Below are 17,025 nucleotides of genomic sequence, written 5' to 3' on the forward strand. Positions count from 1 at the left end.
AGAACGCACTCTCAGGGTTATGCTCAGCAGAGGGGATATTACGAACTGCTATATTTTCCCTGTCCAGGTAAAGCATAGCAAGAGAAGGACCCCCTGTCAAGGCAAATTTTGCCTACTTTCCTTGACAAAACCAGGGAGGTCACTTAGAGTAAATATGTGTGCATATATAGAAGAGTTTATTTTATCGCATCAGCGATCAAGGCACATCGCTAGAAGTAGAGAAATAATTTAATGAAGATCAAGGCACATGGAAAATATCTGGTACAGCTGACCAAGCTTGGTATCTTTAACTGCTATTTTGTTCTCGAAGAGGATGGCCTCACTCTCATCGACACCATGAATGCTGGCTCGGGGCAGCAGATCATTGGCGCGGCACGCCAGTTGGGTAGGAATATTACGCGTATCCTACTCACGCACGCCCATGGAGATCATGCTGGTTCGCTTGATGAGCTTCATGCAGCGCTTCCCCAGGCAAAGGTTATGCTGCTTGAGCGTGAGGCACGTTTGCTGGCTGGCAACAAAGAACTGGAGGCACATGAGGCCCAGGTTCCTCTCAAGGGAGGTTATCCAATGGTCACGACAAAGCCCACGCAGCTTCTGCACGAGGGCGAGCATGTTGGCTCGTTGCGTGTGCTCGCGACACCAGGCCATACACCAGGGCACGCCTCGTTTCTCGACGAACGCGATCAGACATTAATCGTAGGCGATGCTTTTCAAACCCTGGGTGGAATAGCGGTCGCGGGAACCATGCGTCTGCTCTTCCCCCTACCCGCGCTGGCAACCTGGCATAAGCTCTCGGCGCTGGAGAGCGCACGCAAGCTGCGCTTCCAGGAACCCTCGCGCCTGGCAACTGGTCACGGACCAGTCCTGGAGAAACCACTGCGCGCGATGGATGGCGCGATTGTGAGCCTGGCGCAAGAAGTCGAGAAAGAGGCGCTTCGCACCTCATTGAGCAAGGCCTAGCCTGCAAAACCTAAACTTTTCTCAAGCTCATACGTAAAGACTGGTAGCCAGGATTCTCAGGATTCGACAAGATTCGACAAGATTCTAAAGTATGCATCACCCTATGCTCGACGCGAAAGGAAAAGCGCAGAATGTCACAACAGATGTATCCACAAGATGATGAATATCGCGGCTACCAGTCTAACGCCTATACAGAGCGACCAGAAGGTCAGCCACAGAGTAGCCAGACCTATCAGCCACCCAGCTATGACATGAATGCCCAAAAGATTGGACAGGTCAACTTTAGCAACAGAGGTATCTCCTCGGGACAACGCCTGGCCCTGGGCATTGTCTCGGTCGTCATGTTTGTGCCTATCAGTGCCATTTTTCTGAGCATCGGAGATAGCACTAACGCTATCTCCATCATAGCCAGACTGATCGGTTTTGGTATTGTTTCACTCGCCATCATCATTATCAATGTGGCTATTAACTGGCATCGGTCCTGATCAGCCATATGATGGAGCAAATAAAAAAAGAGAGCTAAGAGCAGTTTTCGCTCTTAGCTCTCTTTTTTTATTGATGTGTCCTAAAGCTGCCACACCTTGGCATTGCTAAAGTTGGCCTCAGTAATTAAGGCATCATTGTCAACCGCAATTCCCACCTGGCCATGAGAGTAGGTGCTATCCGTAGCCTGCCCAATCTGCTGACCATCGGCGAAGAACTTAAATGAGTTCCCCTGTGCTGTTACACCCAGGCGGATAGGCTTACTAATGCTAAAGTTATTCACGTCGCCGGTGATAATCTTTTTCGTGTGGGATGCTGTACTATAGCTATAGAAGCCAAATGAGCCATCATAGAAGACCAGGAAGAGGTAGTAGTTCTGCTGATCTTCGTCCCCACGGAAGACGAGACCGCCTGCATTACCAATGAAGTTCTGCATCGTTGCTTCAAAGGAAAAGTCGGTATAGTCTGTGCTCTTAGCGGAACAGGTCACAAACGTACTGGACTTCGTTTCTGAGGCATGATACATATTATTGCTGAACGAGCAATATTTATCAGACATCCAACCATGCGCAGGATTGTTACCGCTCAACGAATCATTGAGTATCAGCTTGCTACTAAAAGGGAAGTGCGACGCCATATAGGTCGCAGTCGCCTGGACATTCGCTGTGGCTTTGGCATCTTGCGCCTGGGCCGTGGCCGTGGCATGCGCATTGCCCTGAGATGTATTGTACGCCGATGCGCTAAAGATACCAATACCAGCCAGCACAACAACGACCGCCAGTATGATCAGGGCGATTTTCCCGCCCGATGATTTCTTTTGCGGTGGTGGTACAAAGCCTTGTTGTGGATAGCCTTGATTCACAGGAGGGTAACCAGGATAGCTCGGTCCTGGCTGCACCGGAGGCGCCTGGTATCCCTGGGCTGACGGCGAGACATAGGTAGGATCATTATAGCCTGCACCACTTATCCCAGGCTGCGAAGGATACGCGGGCGAACTGTTCGGATTTGGAACAGGGGGATAGGATGGCGTCGAAGGCGCGTATGGATTGTAAGGCTGCTGCGATTGATAGGGATCAGATGGCCCCGGAGGAGGTGGCGGCGGCGCACCATAATTTGTGGGACTATACGGTGTATTGGGAGGTGGCGTTCCACCCGGGTTGTTACCTGGTGCGTTGGGATCGTAAGCCATAAACTGGATTCTCCTTTTGAAAGTTGAACGACAAGCGATGAAAATAGCTTGATAAAAACAGAAATATGAAAAAGAGGTCACAATACAATCTTGCGAATAGATCTATTCAATCAATTACCTATTATAAAACAAAAGTCCAGCCACCATGGGATTTCTCTTCCAATAGTAAGGTATAACCGCACGCTATGCTATAAACTAGCTCACAAAAAACCCTCGTCATATGTGGTAAACGTTGGAGAACTTCATTTCTAGAGACTCAGACGACCTCCTCGATCTATATAAAGAGAATATCTGCATAAATACCAAAGCGGGTGAGACTATTTACTAGAGACGTAGGAACGGCAGGTTATGCTCTTTACATAGAAGGTAGAGCCTATTATAATCGTAAACGTACTTACACATGGGCACACGTAAAGATACCAATAACTAATTCACCAGATAACGCCGCCAGATCGCATGCAGTGGGAAGTGGATGGGTGTAGATAACGCGAGTAGAGGAGGGAGAGGGCTCCCGCAAAACATGCAGAAGGGAAAAGACGTATTTATTATGGCTGAAGGCAACTCTCGTGTAGGCCAGCGTATAGGCGATTACCGGCTCACACGGTTAATGGGCGAAGGAGGCTTCGCTCAGGTCTACCGTGGAGAACATATACAGACCCAGGAACTCGTCGCAATTAAACTGCTTCACACACTACCTGGACAACTTGATGAAGCTCAAATTCGCAAATTCTATAAAGAAAGCCGTATTGTTACCAGCCTGCGCCATCCTCATATCGTCAAGGTCCAACGTTTCGGCGTAGATGAAAGAACACCCTATCTCATTATGGAGTTTCTGCCCTATGGTACATTACGCAGACGCCATCCAGAAGGCAGTATCCTTAAACCAACCCTGATCTACTCCTATCTGGAAAAGATTGCCGATGCCCTCGACTATGCCCATAGCCAGGGTATTGTCCATCGCGACGTCAAACCAGAGAATATCTTACTCAATCGCAGAGGTGAGCTGATCCTCAGTGATTTTGGCATTGCCTTTATCAGCCACCATAACGCCGAGATCAGCCAGTTGAGTATGCCCGGATTGGCAGGTACCTATTTCTATATGGCACCTGAACAATGGATGGAGAAACCAACCTACGCCAGTGACCAGTACTCACTCGCGCTCACCGTCTATGAATGGCTATGCGGCGAGCGCCCCTACCGTGGAAACCCTGGCTCGCTCCTCCTCCAGCACCTCAATGTCATTCCCCCCTCTCCAAGGGCACGCAATCCTATGATTAGCACGGCCGTAGAAGAGGTCATTATGAAGGGACTCGCGAAAGATCCCAACCAACGCTACGCGACGGTGCAGGAGTTCGCGCGCGCCTTTGGAGAGGCCGCCGGTCTGAATATAACGACGCCCGCAAGCGTCCATCATACCTCTCTTATCAATCGCCAACACCAGGAAGAGGTCGCGTCCCATGAGACCCAGAGACTGAGTCTGCCACCGTCCAAACAGCCTCTCTCTGACCTGGCACGCTCAACCAAAGACTTTGAGCACATCAAAAAGCGTGTGGCACAGAACACAAAAGCCCAGCTAGCCAATCTCACCCGGCGCAATGTGCTGCTCGGCCTGGCGGGCGTCGCCTTTGTCGCAAGCGCGGGCAGTATTTTCTTCTTTAGCCAGCATACCACGCCTCCCCCAGCCCAATCGAAGACGCCTACCAATACTCCCGGATACGTTTTGCGCACATTCGCGCTGGACGCGACTGCGCTGGACCTAAGCTGGTCCCCTAAAGGGACCTATCTCGCCTCCGGCTGCGCCAATGGCACAGTTAATGTCTGGGAGGCACAGACAGGCAAGCGTATCACAAGCTACCACCAACATACACGGAGAGTAAACGCGGTCGCCTGGTCACCTGATGAACGCTTCCTGGCCTCCGCCAGCGACGACAGTACCATTCATGTCTGGAATCCCTTGAGTGGTAAACTTACACAGAAGTATACTGGGCATAGTGAAGCCGTCAGCGTGCTCTCGTGGTCGCCTGATGGACAGACACTGGCCTCGGGCAGTGCAGATACCACCATCCAGCTCTGGGAACCAATCAGTGGCAACCTCCTCGAACGTTATGAGGGACATACTCATGGTATCTCCGCCCTGGCATGGTCACCTCAAGGCGCACAAATTGCCTCCTCCGCCCTGAACGAGAATAACGTTGTCATCTGGGAAGTGACAAGCAAGCAGATAGTCGTCAGTCACCAGCATAGCGACTCAGTGCTTGCCCTGAGCTGGTCCCCTCATGGAAATTACCTGGCGTCCGGTGGCAAAGATAGCCAGGTACATGTCTGGAGCATTGCCAGCGGTGAGAAAGCCAGGGTCTATACTGGACATAGAGGCAATGTCTATGCCATAGCCTGGTCATCGACGGAGACCGCCATCGCCTCGGGAGGCGATGATCGCACGATCCAGATCTGGCCGCCCTTCGAGGGCGATAGGCTCTATACCAATATTTTGCAGACAACCACATATGGCCTGGCCTGGTCGCCCACAAGCGGAACCACAATCGCGTCCGGTGGCGATGATAAACAGGTGAAGATCTGGCGCGCCATAGAGTAAACGCAACAAATTACGAGGGCAAGCCGTTTAGCATAGAGAGAATATAGTAGAGCGCGAACAAGGCAGCGGAGGAATCATGTATAGAGAGGTCCGAGAGAATCGGCGTAGACATACTAACTCACATAGACAGCCCTTCGCCGGATTCGCGCTCAGCCTGTTTCTCCTCCTGCTCCTTGCCAGTTGTGGAAGCGCCCAGGCAACGACAACTACGACGGGGACACAGCACATCGTTAAGAGCAATGTGCCAGCAACCACAAAAATGATCGCCCTGGGCGCACAGCCTTGCCCCACAACCGCTGCCTCAACGGATTACTGGAGCGCCGTCGTTGGTATTCAACGTGAACAGAACAGTATAGAGAAGGTCTCATGCGGCCACCTGGAGGGGAACGATACGCTGCAAGCCCTGGTCGAGGTCGACTACAATGGCGCGAGTGGGGGCGTCAAAGATATTTATGTGTATGACCAGGTCACAGGTCCGGCCCCCACGAAGATTCTGGAACTCAAAGACCTCTACCAGGGCGACGCCCGCATCAGTGGCTATAATACCGTTATCACCCGCGAGGTAGACTGGAACTCCAGCGTCAATAAGGGTCAGTCTGCGGATTCGGTCCAGCGGGACCTGTATCGCGAGTTCAAATGGGCGCCGGGCGCGAATGGCATGTTGCCCGTCGCGTTTCGTGGCTTCTATCCTGACCTGACACGCTACCAGGCAGAAACTGATCAACAGCAGGTGAGTAAAAGCCATGAGCAGTGGAAGCTGGATCCGCGCCAGGTTGCGCAACACATGGCCAGCAACCTGTTGAAATGGTCGGGAGCAAGCCAGGCCCGCATCCTGAAGCAACAAGGGGTAGATGCCACAGTAAGCCTGAAGAACGCGGGACAGGATGGCGGTACGATTACTGTCACCTTGAGCCGCCTGGAGGGCCGATCTGATGGCATCTGGCTCGTAACCCAGGTCGACAGCGATGCCCTACTCATAACCCAACCCACACCCCTTGACCACCTCGCGCGCAACTTTACGCTCACAGGCAAGGGTCCAACCGGTGTCAGCGGCCAGGTAAAGGTCTTCGATCACCTGTACAACGAAATTGGGAGTGCCAGCACCACGAGCGCCGGAAATGATGCCACAACCTTTCACACCCCCGTTAGCTATACGCCTACCTTCGATAAAGGGAGCGAAGAGGGCATCCTCGCCCTCTTCGCGCAAAAAGGTAACGCTATCCAGGGGGCAGTTATGTTTAAAGCCTTGCTTGGCTAGCCTGCGTTCACACTACACCTACTCGACAAACCAGGTTCTCGTAATCAGACCGTCTGTGACCTCATACATGACAATGGAGCGGACAGAGGGGCCATCCACCAGGCCTTCTACCTCCTCCTCATCAATGATGAGATTCTCCGAGGTAATACGCCTGGTTATATGTGCATGCAAATGTGGACACTCGGTAAAGAGCTTGGCATAGGAGAGGCGCAACGCCCCCAGGCCCTCGTCAAGTATCTGTCCACCAGGATGCAAAGCTACCGTTACAGTAGGACTGTAACATGCCAGGAAAGCCTCTAGATCATGGGCATTATACGCCTGTAACTGGCGATCAACGACATCCTGCGCCGTCATCGTCTCTAGATCTAAATCTAAATCTAGATCTACAATCATACCTTGTTGCTTCATAATAAAAAACCTCAATTGAATAAAATAATACCATCCTCCTATGCTATTACATTTTGCCGACGCACGCAACTTTTACCACCAATTATGTCCATTGGCAGGGTTAAATCGAGATAGTTTCTAAACAATATTTGCTCAAACCTGCCAGTAGCTGGCAAATTCCTGTTTTTTATAGAAAAAGCCTCCCCTTCCGCCGTTACTTTATAGTAACCATAAATATGTATACAAACTATATATTTCTATGCTATACTTCAATATATCTCATCTTTATGAGTGTAAATATTTTTTCTCTTTTGATTCTATATTATTATTTTTTTTCTTCACTCACAGCACCTTGCATCTCCCAGATGGGCGCAGAGAATATGTAATATCTTCTCTCCTTAAATGAGAGAAAGCTTCCTAATATCTCTCCCTGACACCGCTAATGCACCAGTTATGAGTGAAGCAAAACATCCAGTCGTTCTCATCGGCTGGATTGAGGGAAAAACAGTATGCGCTACTGCTATGCCTGCGGCTCTGCCCTCTCCTCAGAGCACGCTCAGTACTGCGACAATTGTGGCAAATCCCAGACACCGCCCGCTTCTATCAGCAGTACTACGACTCCCATAGACACAGATTCGGCTCCGGCCTTTTCCTTTCAGGAGTTCACGCCAGCCAAAGAAGCCGCAACAGCCCTTTCAGGGGAGCATTATCAGGGCAAAGAAGTCTCACATTATGCCATGCCAGCGGTTCATGTGCTTGAAGCCCCAAATGCGCAGTCCGCATCTGAGCAATTTGCATCGGATATGCACAACAGTGCTGTAGAGGCAAACGCCATAACAGCCAATGAGCCAACCGTGGCGGTGCCCTCTTCAGCCGAACACGCGCCGCTAGCACCCGTTTACCAACCACAAAGCGGTGTTTTTCCACCACAGGCACCCGTGCCACAGCCGGGAGCGCCTTACGATCCTGCCGCGACACCTTCTGTCTCGTCGCCACAGAATATATACCCTCCCATACCAGGACAGGCACCTTATTACGGTCCCCAGGGCGTGCCCTCAGCCTTCCCCATACAGGGAAGCACGCCTTATGGCCCTTACTATCCACCAGTTCCCGCGCCAGCTCCGCGCAAACGCTCCTGGTTCAGTAGTACGCCCGCCAAAATTTTAATTGCCGTCATTCTCCTGGTTCTCCTGATCGGTGGCAGCGCAACGAGCTACTATATCTATTTGATTACGCGCCCCAAGCCGGTCATTAGCATCGACAGTGTCTATAATGTCAATGCCTTGCCAACTGGATCAACCAATGTTGGTCTCACCTTCAAAGGCTCCGATTTCACCAAAAGCTCCCCGATCACTATCCTGATGGATGGATACCCTCTTCCAGGGCAACCACAAATCATCAGCGACAAGGATGGCAAAGCTGAGGCTGTACTCACAGTCAAAGAAGAATGGGTCACCGGCAAGCACACATTGACCGCCAAGGATGGTGACGGCTATACGACCGCCAAAGGGGTTGCGATTAACATTGTCAAACAGGGCGAGGCAGGTACGCCAGGACCCGGTGGAGCACCAGCCGACAATGAATCATTCACTATCAGCGGGCAAACAAATAAGGATACTGATCTCAACATTACAGTTACGGGTCAACCCGATCCTCAGGGGGATTAGCTTGCTTTGAAGGTGCAGATGGGCATGTCTTCACTGATACAGGCAAACTCGACGATGGTACACCATACACGACTAAGTACGCGACCACCTGTAGTGGTACCTACAAAAGCGGCAAACTCGAAGTCACTGAAACCATGAAGCAGGAAGAGACGACCTTCGTCACGCAGGGTGTCACCTTTACCTGCAAGACAAAGACACCTTATGAGAGCCTGAAAGTAGAAGGCACCTACGGACCCAATCAACGCTTCAGTGGCACCTATACTTTTCCAGCAACGACCGCGAACTGCACACCATATGACATTAGTCTCACAACGCAAGCAGAGAGCGGCACATGGGACGGTGGCCCCAGTTTTAGTTAGACGAACAGTTGAGTAGGCTATGATAGGTGAGCAACGGCTTTGCCGTTGCCCACCTACACCCCTTCCCCAGGGCGAGAACTGGAATACCCTGTTTGCAGAGAAAAGCAAGGTGCGCAAAGCCGATAAATATGCTATACTCCTACCATATTTGCACATTATCCTTTAGCAATACGAGCGTCCAGGGCCCCAACACCTTCTACTGGACCAACGCGCACTTATTCACCACCTACTGAAAACACACAAAGCACATCCCAGGTATATTGGAGGATGCATTCATGCTACATTGCCAAGCTTGTGGAGCGGAAATCCCCTCAGATGGCGCACGTTTCTGTGGCAACTGCGGGCAACCTATTCCCCCTCCCCAGCCAGTAGAGGCTCCGGCTCCGGCTCATAAAACTCCGTCTTTCAACGAAAACCGCTCCCTTGCTGATGAGAAGACGGTCCGGGGCATGCCCCCAGAGGCCGCGAGCACTTCCGCAGCATCTCAGCCGGGCGATAATGCCAATGATTTCTCGTTTCAGGAGTTTCAGTCTGCCAAGGAACAAGAGGCCCAAAGCCAGTCATCAGCCAGACAAGAGGAGGCAAAAACGGCCTATGGTGGCGGTGAGCATTTTGGGGCGCCCGTGGAAGCAGAAAGGCCTCAAGCGGCGGCTCCATCTACGCCGCCTGCAGGCTATGCGGCTCCCCCTCAAATGCCTCCACGTGCACCAATGGCCCCAGGTGGTTCCTACGCGCCACCCGCTTCTATACCAGATGCAGCATACCCTCCCGCCGCACCCGCGTCTGTGCGACCGGGCATGCCCACGCCACAGGCTACACCCTATCAACCGGGTGGGTATCCTCCTCCCGCCACTCCCTATCAGTCTGGTGCCTTTCAACAGCAGCAGAGTGTGCCTTCACAACCAGGATACCCACCACTCCCACCTGCCGGAACACCTCCAGCCTTCCCAGGCACCTACCCCACGGGCGCCTATCCTCCTCCTCAGCAGAAGAAATCCTGGCTGAGCACAACCGCGGGCAAGGTAACTATCGGGCTCCTGATCGTCGTGCTCCTGCTGGGAGGCATAGGAGTTTATGCGGTCTATCAACTCACTCGTCCCAAGCCAATCATTAACGTGACGAGCAGCTATAAAGTCGGGAGTGTCCCCGCAGGTTCAACAAGTACCAGCTTACATGTGACGGGGCAACAATTCTCCAATAGCTCAGACATTACCTTCCTCCTGGATGGCAATCCTATCGCAGGCCAGTCGCCGGTACTAAGCGATAAAGATGGCAAGATCTCTAGCGATCTCAAAATTGATACCGGTTGGAGCATTGGTCAACACACTCTGACCGCCAAAGACGCCGGCGGATATACCACCAAAGATGGTATTCCTATTGATGTCGTCCCTGAAGGGCAGGCCCATACTCCAGGCCCCAAAGGTTCTCCCTCAGATGATCAGAGCTTCAGGCTGGAGGTCCTGCTCATGGGCCAGGATAGCGAGAGCGGCAAACCCTTTACAAGCAAGGCCACCCTTATCGTGACAGGCCACGCCGATCCCGCAGGCGGCAGCATCTGTACCCAGTACGCCGATGGGCAGCCTCATACCGCAACTGATACCTCTGCTAGTGGGGCCAATACCCGCGAGACGATGACCTCACAGTGCGACGGCAACTATAAAAGCGGTAAGGTCGACTATACAGAGAAACTCTTGCAAGATAGCCTCGAAATTACGGAACAGGGCCAGACATTTAAATGCACCCTTGATAATTCTGGCACAGCTATCCACCTGACTGGGAACTTCGATAGCCCCAGTTCGGCAAAGGGAACCTTCGACAATGGCACCCAGTCATATACCTGCAACATTCCCGGTGCTAGTAAACTAGCAGTGCATGATACAGGCTCCTGGACTGGCCTTAAAGTCGCATAGAGAGAAGGCTCTCATAAAGGAGATCGCGCCCTGGCAGCCTTCAGGCTGCCAGGGCGCGATCTCCTTTATGAGCACTTTAATTCCCTTTGGCTCCTTCATAAGAAATATATCCATACAGTTCACTCTATCAACGCAAACGCTTGCTATGATGAGGGTAAGGTCACACTGTATAGATAGGCATAATGAGAAGGAGCAGGTCATGAGACCAGGATCGAGCGAACAGAGACCACCACAGATAATACGTCAGAAGATCCCTTCCTCCTCCTCTTTACCCCAGGCGCCGCTTGCTCACAAGCCTTCCAGGCGCGAGCGCTGGCTCTGTTATACCAGTATTTTTCTCTGCGGTTGGAGTTTCACGGCCCTGCTAGAGCACCTGCTCTGGTTTTCGCTCACCATTCCTTTCTCCTGGGTTCAGCTTGCAGTCCCCCTCTTGCTCACCTCCACGGCCCACCTGACCCTCTTTCCAGAACTGGCTCCTCCGGTCGGCAGCCTCCTCTGGAGAGAACAGACACGTTGGTTGAGCATCCTCCTACTCCTGGCTTTAATCATTCTCCCCTCCTGCCTGGCCTTCCTTCCATACGAGGGTCTAGGCATGGCCTGGCCCTGGCCCTGGCCCCTGACCATCCTGTTACTACTCGGCACAGGCTACATTCTATGGAAGACGCTGCGCACCGCCACCTGATCATGCTCTTGGGTGATAATGTGTAGGATCCGTGCTGGCATAGATTGCGAGCGTAGTGATCTCCCCGGCGGCGTTTTCCCGGCAATGATGTATGGTACAATAGAGAAGAAAGAATACATGTGTAAGGAGTTTGTAGCAGAGCACCACAGGGTATATAACCCGCCATACTCAGGAAGGCCTGGCAACATGCGATCTACGGCGAAGTACAAACAGCGTAGTTGTCAAACACATTCTTCTAGGCAGACGAACTGGTGGACATGGTGGATCTGGTTCTGGGGGGCCTACTGGATCTTCCACCAGTGGCTTATCGCTCTCGCTATCGCGGGCTTTCTCTTCCTTCTCTACACGGCCTGGAAAAATGATTGGCTTCATCTACGCAAACCAACTACGGTTATCTATGTCAGCAAACCCATGTCAGCCTCACCGCAGGTACATGAACAAGTATTGCGCTACGAACGAGGCTACCAGGGACTGGACACGCCTCCGGTGGATTCAGCAACGCTCTATTCACAGAACAGGCCCTCGCCCTGGGAATACGAGCAGCCATCAACGCAGTATCCAGAGCAAGAGCCACCGGCGGCTATGCAATAGCCTGGCGAGCTATACGCTTTAATTATCGCTTGCCAGGGTCGTGTTATCTAACTCAGCCAGAGCCAGCGATACTTCACGATAGCATGGCTCCCAAATATCTAGAAGCGCTTGAAACTTGGCTTTTACTTCAGGATCGCAGGTCTCCCTGAGCCAGCGCCTCGTCTTCTCAATCTGGCATGCCTGCTCCATTAGCCAGATATGGGTGCGCTCCTTGACCGATGCCAGCGAACCAAAACGCGTCGGCAAGTAGGCAATGACAATATCATTCCCAGAATCCTGAGATACCGTAATTTGCAATAAAGCGGTATGGCGCAGACGCTCTCCCTTGCTCACCAACACCTCATGTAACAGGAAACGCCCATATCTTTGTACAACCATACCGACCTCTTGAGTAAGGTGCATAAGGCTTCCGCTTTCGTAGGAACCCGCCGGGCATAATCACCCTTCGGATACGCAGTATTTCAACGTTTACTGCATCCTGGGTATACCGGTAGCCAAGCGCTTCGCCCGCTACCAGGCACGCTTCCCCCACAAACAATGTACAAAAACACACTCCCATTTTCTGAGAGCTTTCGCTATAGGGTGAAATTTCTTGCCTATCAATCTATAAGACGCATACCGCCGCGAAACGTTGCACGCCTGGCTTATTATGCCCTAGATGTCCCATGCCAAGAGCTTCCAAACATCAGTATGTACCCTTGAACCCGTGAGCAAGCACAAAAAGATGCTGATCGTGACAATTTTGCGCATGAACAATTGCAAACTATCCATTGGTCACTACTATATTATTAATAACAAAAAAGCGCAAATAGATACAGCAGAAAGCTAGAACACTAGTACTTCTGCTAGCCTACTAAGGAGCCTGAAGACAGCGCCTTACTGATAGCGCAGCGCCTCCGCTGGCGCAATTCGGCCAGCCTGCCAGGCCGGGAGCAAGGCCCCCAGGAAGGAGGCCAACAGAGCGATCCCGGCAATGGCGGCCAGGTAGTACCAGGGAATGGTAAAGGTCAACCCGGTCTGATACTGCTCAAAGAAGTTAGCGGCAAAGATATTACGCGATAAGATAATCCCTAAACCAATGCCCAGAACGCTGCCAAAGGCACCCACTAAGAATGACTCCAGCAGAAAGGCCCAGCGCACCATGCTCCTGCTACACCCAAGCGCGCGCAACATACCAATCTGTTGACGACGCTCAATAACGGCACGCGTTCCCGTAATGGCCAGCGCGGCCACCCCCAGTAAGAGCGTCACTCCTACAACACCAATCAAGACATTACTCAACAATATTCGTGGCCCACGTAGCTGCCAGATTACATCTTCGAGTACGGTTGTTTCCAGCCCATAATCGAGGTAGGCTGAACCCAGCGCCAGTGCCAGCTCACGCTTATCCTGGCCGGGCGCGACCTTAAAATAATAGGTCTGCAACTGGGGTTGGGCAGTGGTAAATGAGGCACCCGTCAAGGCCCGAACGCTGGCAGCGGAACGGGGAACATAGAGGCCAAAATGAGAGGCATCGCTGTTATCTACAACCCCGATGACTGTTACCTTCATCGCCTCTTTGGTGCTTGGACCGACCAGCCAGAGTGGAACAGCGGAAAAGCTCCTGTCTCCTTGCACAACACCACTGAGTGAGAAAGCGGTCTGTGGATCAATATTGGGTGGTGTGGCGGGAACAGTGTACTCGCTGGGAGCTGGCACCGATGGATCATAGACTGGAAAAGGTGAACGATATGGCAAGGCGCTACTATCAATCAAGGCATAGTCAGGATGCTGTTGTAGCGCGGTCCAGATGGCTGCGTCATTCTCAAATCCCTTCGCACGCGCGGAGAGATGCAAACCATAGCCCTGCAAGAAGCCGCCATCAACAAGCTGTGCTGGATAGACGCTCCAGCGGGGAGCATTCGCGCTCAACTGCATCACGCCAACCTCCGTCGCACTCCGCATACCGATAGCAGAGAATTGAGAGGTGGCAAAACCATGCGCGGCAAGCGATGTCGAGAGGTCCGGCAACGACTTAAAATAGGCGGTCGCTTGAATATCATACCCGCCCGTCTGCTGATCGATATCGGCGTAACTGTTCTGCACAGAGTTTGTAATCACGGCCATCACGGTCATGGCGAATACAACCAGGCTAAACATGACCACGCTCAGGCCCATACGGAAGCGACGGTGCAGCGGGTAGGCCGCAGCCAGGCGCATCGTGGCATAGAGATGTGGAACAATCGTCCACATGCGCAACAACGGCGCGATAAGCAAACCTGCATTGGCGATCAGTGCCCAGGTCGCCCCCAGCACCATCATAATACCCGCGACAAAGAAGATCTCAATACCTCCCTGAAAGCGGTGAAAGCCTAGGATGGCCAGGATATCAAAGGGCAACGCCCAATATCCCAGGAGCAGCAAGCCCGCCAGCGCGGCAAAGAGACCGCCAGCAATTCGGCGCGACGCCGCGTAGTTCTCGCGCCTCCACGCTCGCCAGTTAAAGATATCTAACAACCATGTCACCAGCCTGCGCATCCCCAGTCCAACACCCACCACAAGCAGCGATATGCCGCAAGAGAAGGACAACACCTGCTGTTGCTGTAGCCCTAAGCGAAATAGCCACCACCCAATCACCAGCGGCACCAGGCCAATCTCCACCAGGAATATCACCAGCCCACTGACGGCCTCGGGTAGAACTTCCATCGCCATGCGCCGCGCCTGCCGCCTCCGTGACGTGGGTTTGCTGCCAACGGGTGCTCCTCCAGAGCGCACCAGCAGGCGCAGCATCTGCCAGGCGCGCTGCAATGACTCACGCAATGACACCTGTTTTCCAGCCTCAGGTAAATCTCGCAAGGCCTCGATAACATTCATGCGGCTCACCAGCCAGGAGGAAAAAACAACCGAGCAGAAGGTAAATATGACTCCCAGGCAATAGGCAATAATAAAGCTACGCGGCTGGATACTAAATTTGAGCGGGAAGTTAAAGCGCGCCATCAATGGGCGTAAGAACCAGATCAGCGCCGCGCCACCACCAACGCCAAAGAGCAGGCCAACAAAGGAGGCCAGCAGATCATAGACCGAGCCCTCGAAAAGAAACATCAAGATCAAGTGACGTCTCTGCACGCCAATGGCGCGCGCCATGCCCATCTCCCTACGCCGTTCTGCCGCGAGCAGCACAAAGATAAGCAGGATCAGCAGCAGGCCAATCGCCAGGGCAAAAAGGGTGAAGAGGGCAAAGATCCGCGAAAAGATATCCTCTGCTTTCTGTGTATTTTCCACCCCCTGCTGTTTGACCTGAATCACATGCACTGAACGCGGCGTCATCTGCTCAAGCTTAACCGAAACCACGTCGGAGAGAGAGGTGCCATCAGACTCCGTCCCACTACGGTTGCGCACGAAAATTTGATTGATCACGGGTTCGTCAAGGTCCTGGAAGCCGCGTATGGTCTGTACATTCGCCAGGAGAAAGGGATTATCCCCTACCAGGCCATCGTTGCTAACGATCCCCGCAACACGCACCTGAAAACGCCTACCAGACCAGTCCTGGGAGTAGAGATAGAGCGTATCGCCGCGACTGGCATTGAGGAACTGGGCTGTAGTGACATTGAGGTAGACCTCGTTCTCCCCCAGTTCGCGGATTGTGCGATGCTGCCTGGTCGCCTGGTCGGTCATGCCGCCAAAACCCAGTTCGCTATCGGGAACGATTCCCAAAGCCGTGACCTTGGAGCGAACCTGGCGCGAGGTTTCATCAGCGATAAGAATATTCTGCATGCGTAATGCCGCGCCCAGGGCCGTAATATCGGGCTCCTGCTGCGCTCTCGTCTGCAAGCGCTGGTAGATACGCTCCGAGTACACGCCCAGAGTACCGGAGCCGCCTTCGACGAGTTCGTCTACGTTGCCCCAATTGAAGACCGCCACCGTCTGCACAGTTGAGGTTAAGACATCACCAGTCGTTAACACGCTGGAGAGGAGGGTAGTTGAAAGCATCAACGCGCCAATGATCAGGAACATCTGTGAACGCCGTCGTGGAATATTGCGCACGCCAATCTTAAAGAAGAGCATGTTGGTCAGCGCCAGAAGCAGCACAACGACAACGATCACCCCTGTGATGATCATCAGAGCCAGCGCAAAGCGATCCATTGGAATACCAAACAGAGCTGTCATATGATCCTGTGTTGTTTCATGCCCTGGTAGAACAGCTGAGCGAGACGCGCGTACCCCGCAGTACTTGGATGAAAACCGTCATCGCTAATAAACTCTGGATGCGAGGCTAGTTCCTGCCAGGCCTGGAAAAGGTCAATCAGCACTACATGGTGACGATCTACAACAGACTGTATAACAGCATTATAGCTAGCAACGGAATGCGCGAGTTGTGTGGTATCGGTCGAACTGAAACGAGGAAGAAGAGTTAAATCGGGGACGTTGGCGATGACAATCCGCACATGCGGGAGCTTAGTCTGTAAATCTTGCAGCAGGCGCTCAAGATCCTGGGCATAGCTAGAGGGAGGCACATTATCGACCAGGTCATTGACTGCCAACCAGACAGTAATCAAGTTGGGATGGGCATCGATGGCGACTGGTAGCTCAACGCCAAGCGCATCATGAGCGTGCATACCTGGAATGCCAAGGTTGATCAGCCGGACAGTATTCTGTCCCAAGCTCTGTTCCTGCATCTTGCCATCTCCATTATGAGCAAGCATGCGTGAGAGAACGGCTGGCCAACTTTCGGTGCGGGGATTTTTGCTGCCAGTGCCATAGGTATCGGAGGCCCCAATCGCGACATAGGTCATACGTGCCTGCGGCGCTGTCTGGATTGTCAGCTTGCCATTATGTTCCTGTCCTGTTAAGGGAGAAGAACAACCGGCCAGGAATAGCATCGCCAGCAGGAATAGCATCGCCAGGCAGAGGATACACAAAGCCCTGACCCATACTGGAGGCAGTATACGTCGAGAGCCAGGGTT

The 17,025-nt window shown here is 52.7% G+C and carries 14 protein-coding genes; 9 read left to right on the forward strand and 5 right to left on the reverse strand.

What is annotated here, in order from left to right; translation table 11 throughout:
• The first annotated feature begins 231 nt into the window (after positions 1-231).
• A complete protein-coding gene (locus tag JMJ04_RS06060) occupies positions 232-963 on the forward strand; it encodes an MBL fold metallo-hydrolase (RefSeq protein WP_201369639.1) in 732 nt (243 codons plus the stop codon).
• Between the two features lie 131 nt (positions 964-1,094).
• Positions 1,095-1,448, forward strand: a complete 354-nt coding sequence (locus JMJ04_RS06065; protein WP_201369640.1) for a hypothetical protein — start codon at positions 1,095-1,097, stop codon at positions 1,446-1,448.
• A gap of 80 nt (positions 1,449-1,528) precedes the next feature.
• Here JMJ04_RS06065 and JMJ04_RS06070 read toward each other — a convergent pair whose 3' ends face one another.
• Entirely contained in the window at positions 1,529-2,635 is a 1,107-nt protein-coding gene (locus JMJ04_RS06070; RefSeq protein ID WP_201369641.1) for a hypothetical protein, read from the reverse strand.
• A 547-nt stretch (positions 2,636-3,182) separates the two neighbouring features.
• On the opposite strand from JMJ04_RS06070, the gene JMJ04_RS06075 reads away from it, so the two are divergent.
• Complete coding sequence (locus JMJ04_RS06075; RefSeq protein ID WP_201369642.1) at positions 3,183-5,228, forward strand: WD40 repeat domain-containing serine/threonine protein kinase; 2,046 nt, start codon at positions 3,183-3,185, stop codon at positions 5,226-5,228.
• Positions 5,229-5,304: 76 nt separating this feature from the next.
• Complete coding sequence (locus JMJ04_RS06080; protein ID WP_201369643.1) at positions 5,305-6,486, forward strand: hypothetical protein; 1,182 nt, start codon at positions 5,305-5,307, stop codon at positions 6,484-6,486.
• 18 nt (positions 6,487-6,504) lie between these two features.
• Here JMJ04_RS06080 and JMJ04_RS06085 read toward each other — a convergent pair whose 3' ends face one another.
• Positions 6,505-6,894, reverse strand: coding sequence for a nuclear transport factor 2 family protein (locus tag JMJ04_RS06085; RefSeq protein WP_201369644.1), 390 nt, complete (start codon positions 6,892-6,894; stop codon positions 6,505-6,507).
• Between the two features lie 488 nt (positions 6,895-7,382).
• On the opposite strand from JMJ04_RS06085, the gene JMJ04_RS06090 reads away from it, so the two are divergent.
• The 5 genes from JMJ04_RS06090 to JMJ04_RS06110 all read left to right on the forward strand — a co-directional run bounded on the left by JMJ04_RS06090 (position 7,383) and on the right by JMJ04_RS06110 (position 12,082).
• Positions 7,383-8,540: a hypothetical protein gene (locus JMJ04_RS06090; protein WP_201369645.1), complete on the forward strand. Its 1,158-nt coding sequence runs from the start codon at positions 7,383-7,385 to the stop codon at positions 8,538-8,540.
• Between the two features lie 134 nt (positions 8,541-8,674).
• Positions 8,675-8,899 carry a hypothetical protein gene (locus JMJ04_RS06095; RefSeq protein ID WP_201369646.1) on the forward strand — a complete coding sequence of 75 codons (225 nt, stop codon included), beginning with the start codon at positions 8,675-8,677 and terminating at the stop codon, positions 8,897-8,899.
• Between the two features lie 275 nt (positions 8,900-9,174).
• Positions 9,175-10,809, forward strand: a complete 1,635-nt coding sequence (locus tag JMJ04_RS06100) for a zinc ribbon domain-containing protein (protein ID WP_201369647.1) — start codon at positions 9,175-9,177, stop codon at positions 10,807-10,809.
• Between the two features lie 199 nt (positions 10,810-11,008).
• Positions 11,009-11,491, forward strand: coding sequence for a hypothetical protein (locus tag JMJ04_RS06105; protein WP_201369648.1), 483 nt, complete (start codon positions 11,009-11,011; stop codon positions 11,489-11,491).
• A 186-nt stretch (positions 11,492-11,677) separates the two neighbouring features.
• Entirely contained in the window at positions 11,678-12,082 is a 405-nt protein-coding gene (locus JMJ04_RS06110) for a hypothetical protein (RefSeq protein WP_201369649.1), read from the forward strand.
• Positions 12,083-12,100: 18 nt separating this feature from the next.
• Here the strand turns inward: JMJ04_RS06110 and JMJ04_RS06115 are convergent, their stop codons facing one another.
• The 3 genes from JMJ04_RS06115 to JMJ04_RS06125 form a co-directional block, all read right to left on the reverse strand.
• Positions 12,101-12,460, reverse strand: a complete 360-nt coding sequence (locus JMJ04_RS06115) for a hypothetical protein (RefSeq protein ID WP_201369650.1) — start codon at positions 12,458-12,460, stop codon at positions 12,101-12,103.
• 498 nt (positions 12,461-12,958) lie between these two features.
• Entirely contained in the window at positions 12,959-16,228 is a 3,270-nt protein-coding gene (locus JMJ04_RS06120; RefSeq protein ID WP_201369651.1) for an ABC transporter permease, read from the reverse strand.
• Positions 16,225-16,980 (reverse strand): SGNH/GDSL hydrolase family protein, encoded by a 756-nt coding sequence (locus JMJ04_RS06125; RefSeq protein WP_201369652.1) that lies wholly within the window; start codon positions 16,978-16,980, stop codon positions 16,225-16,227. Before JMJ04_RS06125 ends, JMJ04_RS06120 begins: the two co-directional genes overlap by 4 nt.
• Positions 16,981-17,025: the final 45 nt, after the last annotated feature.

Source organism: Ktedonobacter robiniae (assembly GCF_016587375.1).
GTDB classification, from domain to species: Bacteria; Chloroflexota; Ktedonobacteria; order Ktedonobacterales; family Ktedonobacteraceae; genus Ktedonobacter; species Ktedonobacter robiniae.

Bases quoted from the DNA above. Each gene is read 5' to 3' on its own strand.
- JMJ04_RS06110 (WP_201369649.1), top strand. From the start codon at position 11,678: ATGCGATCTACGGCGAAGTACAAACAGCGTAGTTGTCAAACACATTCT.
- JMJ04_RS06060 (WP_201369639.1), top strand. From the start codon at position 232: ATGAAGATCAAGGCACATGGAAAATATCTGGTACAGCTGACCAAGCTT.
- JMJ04_RS06075 (WP_201369642.1), top strand. From the start codon at position 3,183: ATGGCTGAAGGCAACTCTCGTGTAGGCCAGCGTATAGGCGATTACCGG.
- JMJ04_RS06100 (WP_201369647.1), top strand. From the start codon at position 9,175: ATGCTACATTGCCAAGCTTGTGGAGCGGAAATCCCCTCAGATGGCGCA.
- JMJ04_RS06080 (WP_201369643.1), top strand. From the start codon at position 5,305: ATGTATAGAGAGGTCCGAGAGAATCGGCGTAGACATACTAACTCACAT.
- JMJ04_RS06070 (WP_201369641.1), bottom strand. From the start codon at position 2,635: ATGGCTTACGATCCCAACGCACCAGGTAACAACCCGGGTGGAACGCCA.
- JMJ04_RS06090 (WP_201369645.1), top strand. From the start codon at position 7,383: ATGCGCTACTGCTATGCCTGCGGCTCTGCCCTCTCCTCAGAGCACGCT.
- JMJ04_RS06085 (WP_201369644.1), bottom strand. From the start codon at position 6,894: ATGAAGCAACAAGGTATGATTGTAGATCTAGATTTAGATTTAGATCTA.
- JMJ04_RS06105 (WP_201369648.1), top strand. From the start codon at position 11,009: ATGAGACCAGGATCGAGCGAACAGAGACCACCACAGATAATACGTCAG.
- JMJ04_RS06095 (WP_201369646.1), top strand. From the start codon at position 8,675: ATGAAGCAGGAAGAGACGACCTTCGTCACGCAGGGTGTCACCTTTACC.
- JMJ04_RS06120 (WP_201369651.1), bottom strand. From the start codon at position 16,228: ATGACAGCTCTGTTTGGTATTCCAATGGATCGCTTTGCGCTGGCTCTG.
- JMJ04_RS06115 (WP_201369650.1), bottom strand. From the start codon at position 12,460: ATGGTTGTACAAAGATATGGGCGTTTCCTGTTACATGAGGTGTTGGTG.
- JMJ04_RS06065 (WP_201369640.1), top strand. From the start codon at position 1,095: ATGTCACAACAGATGTATCCACAAGATGATGAATATCGCGGCTACCAG.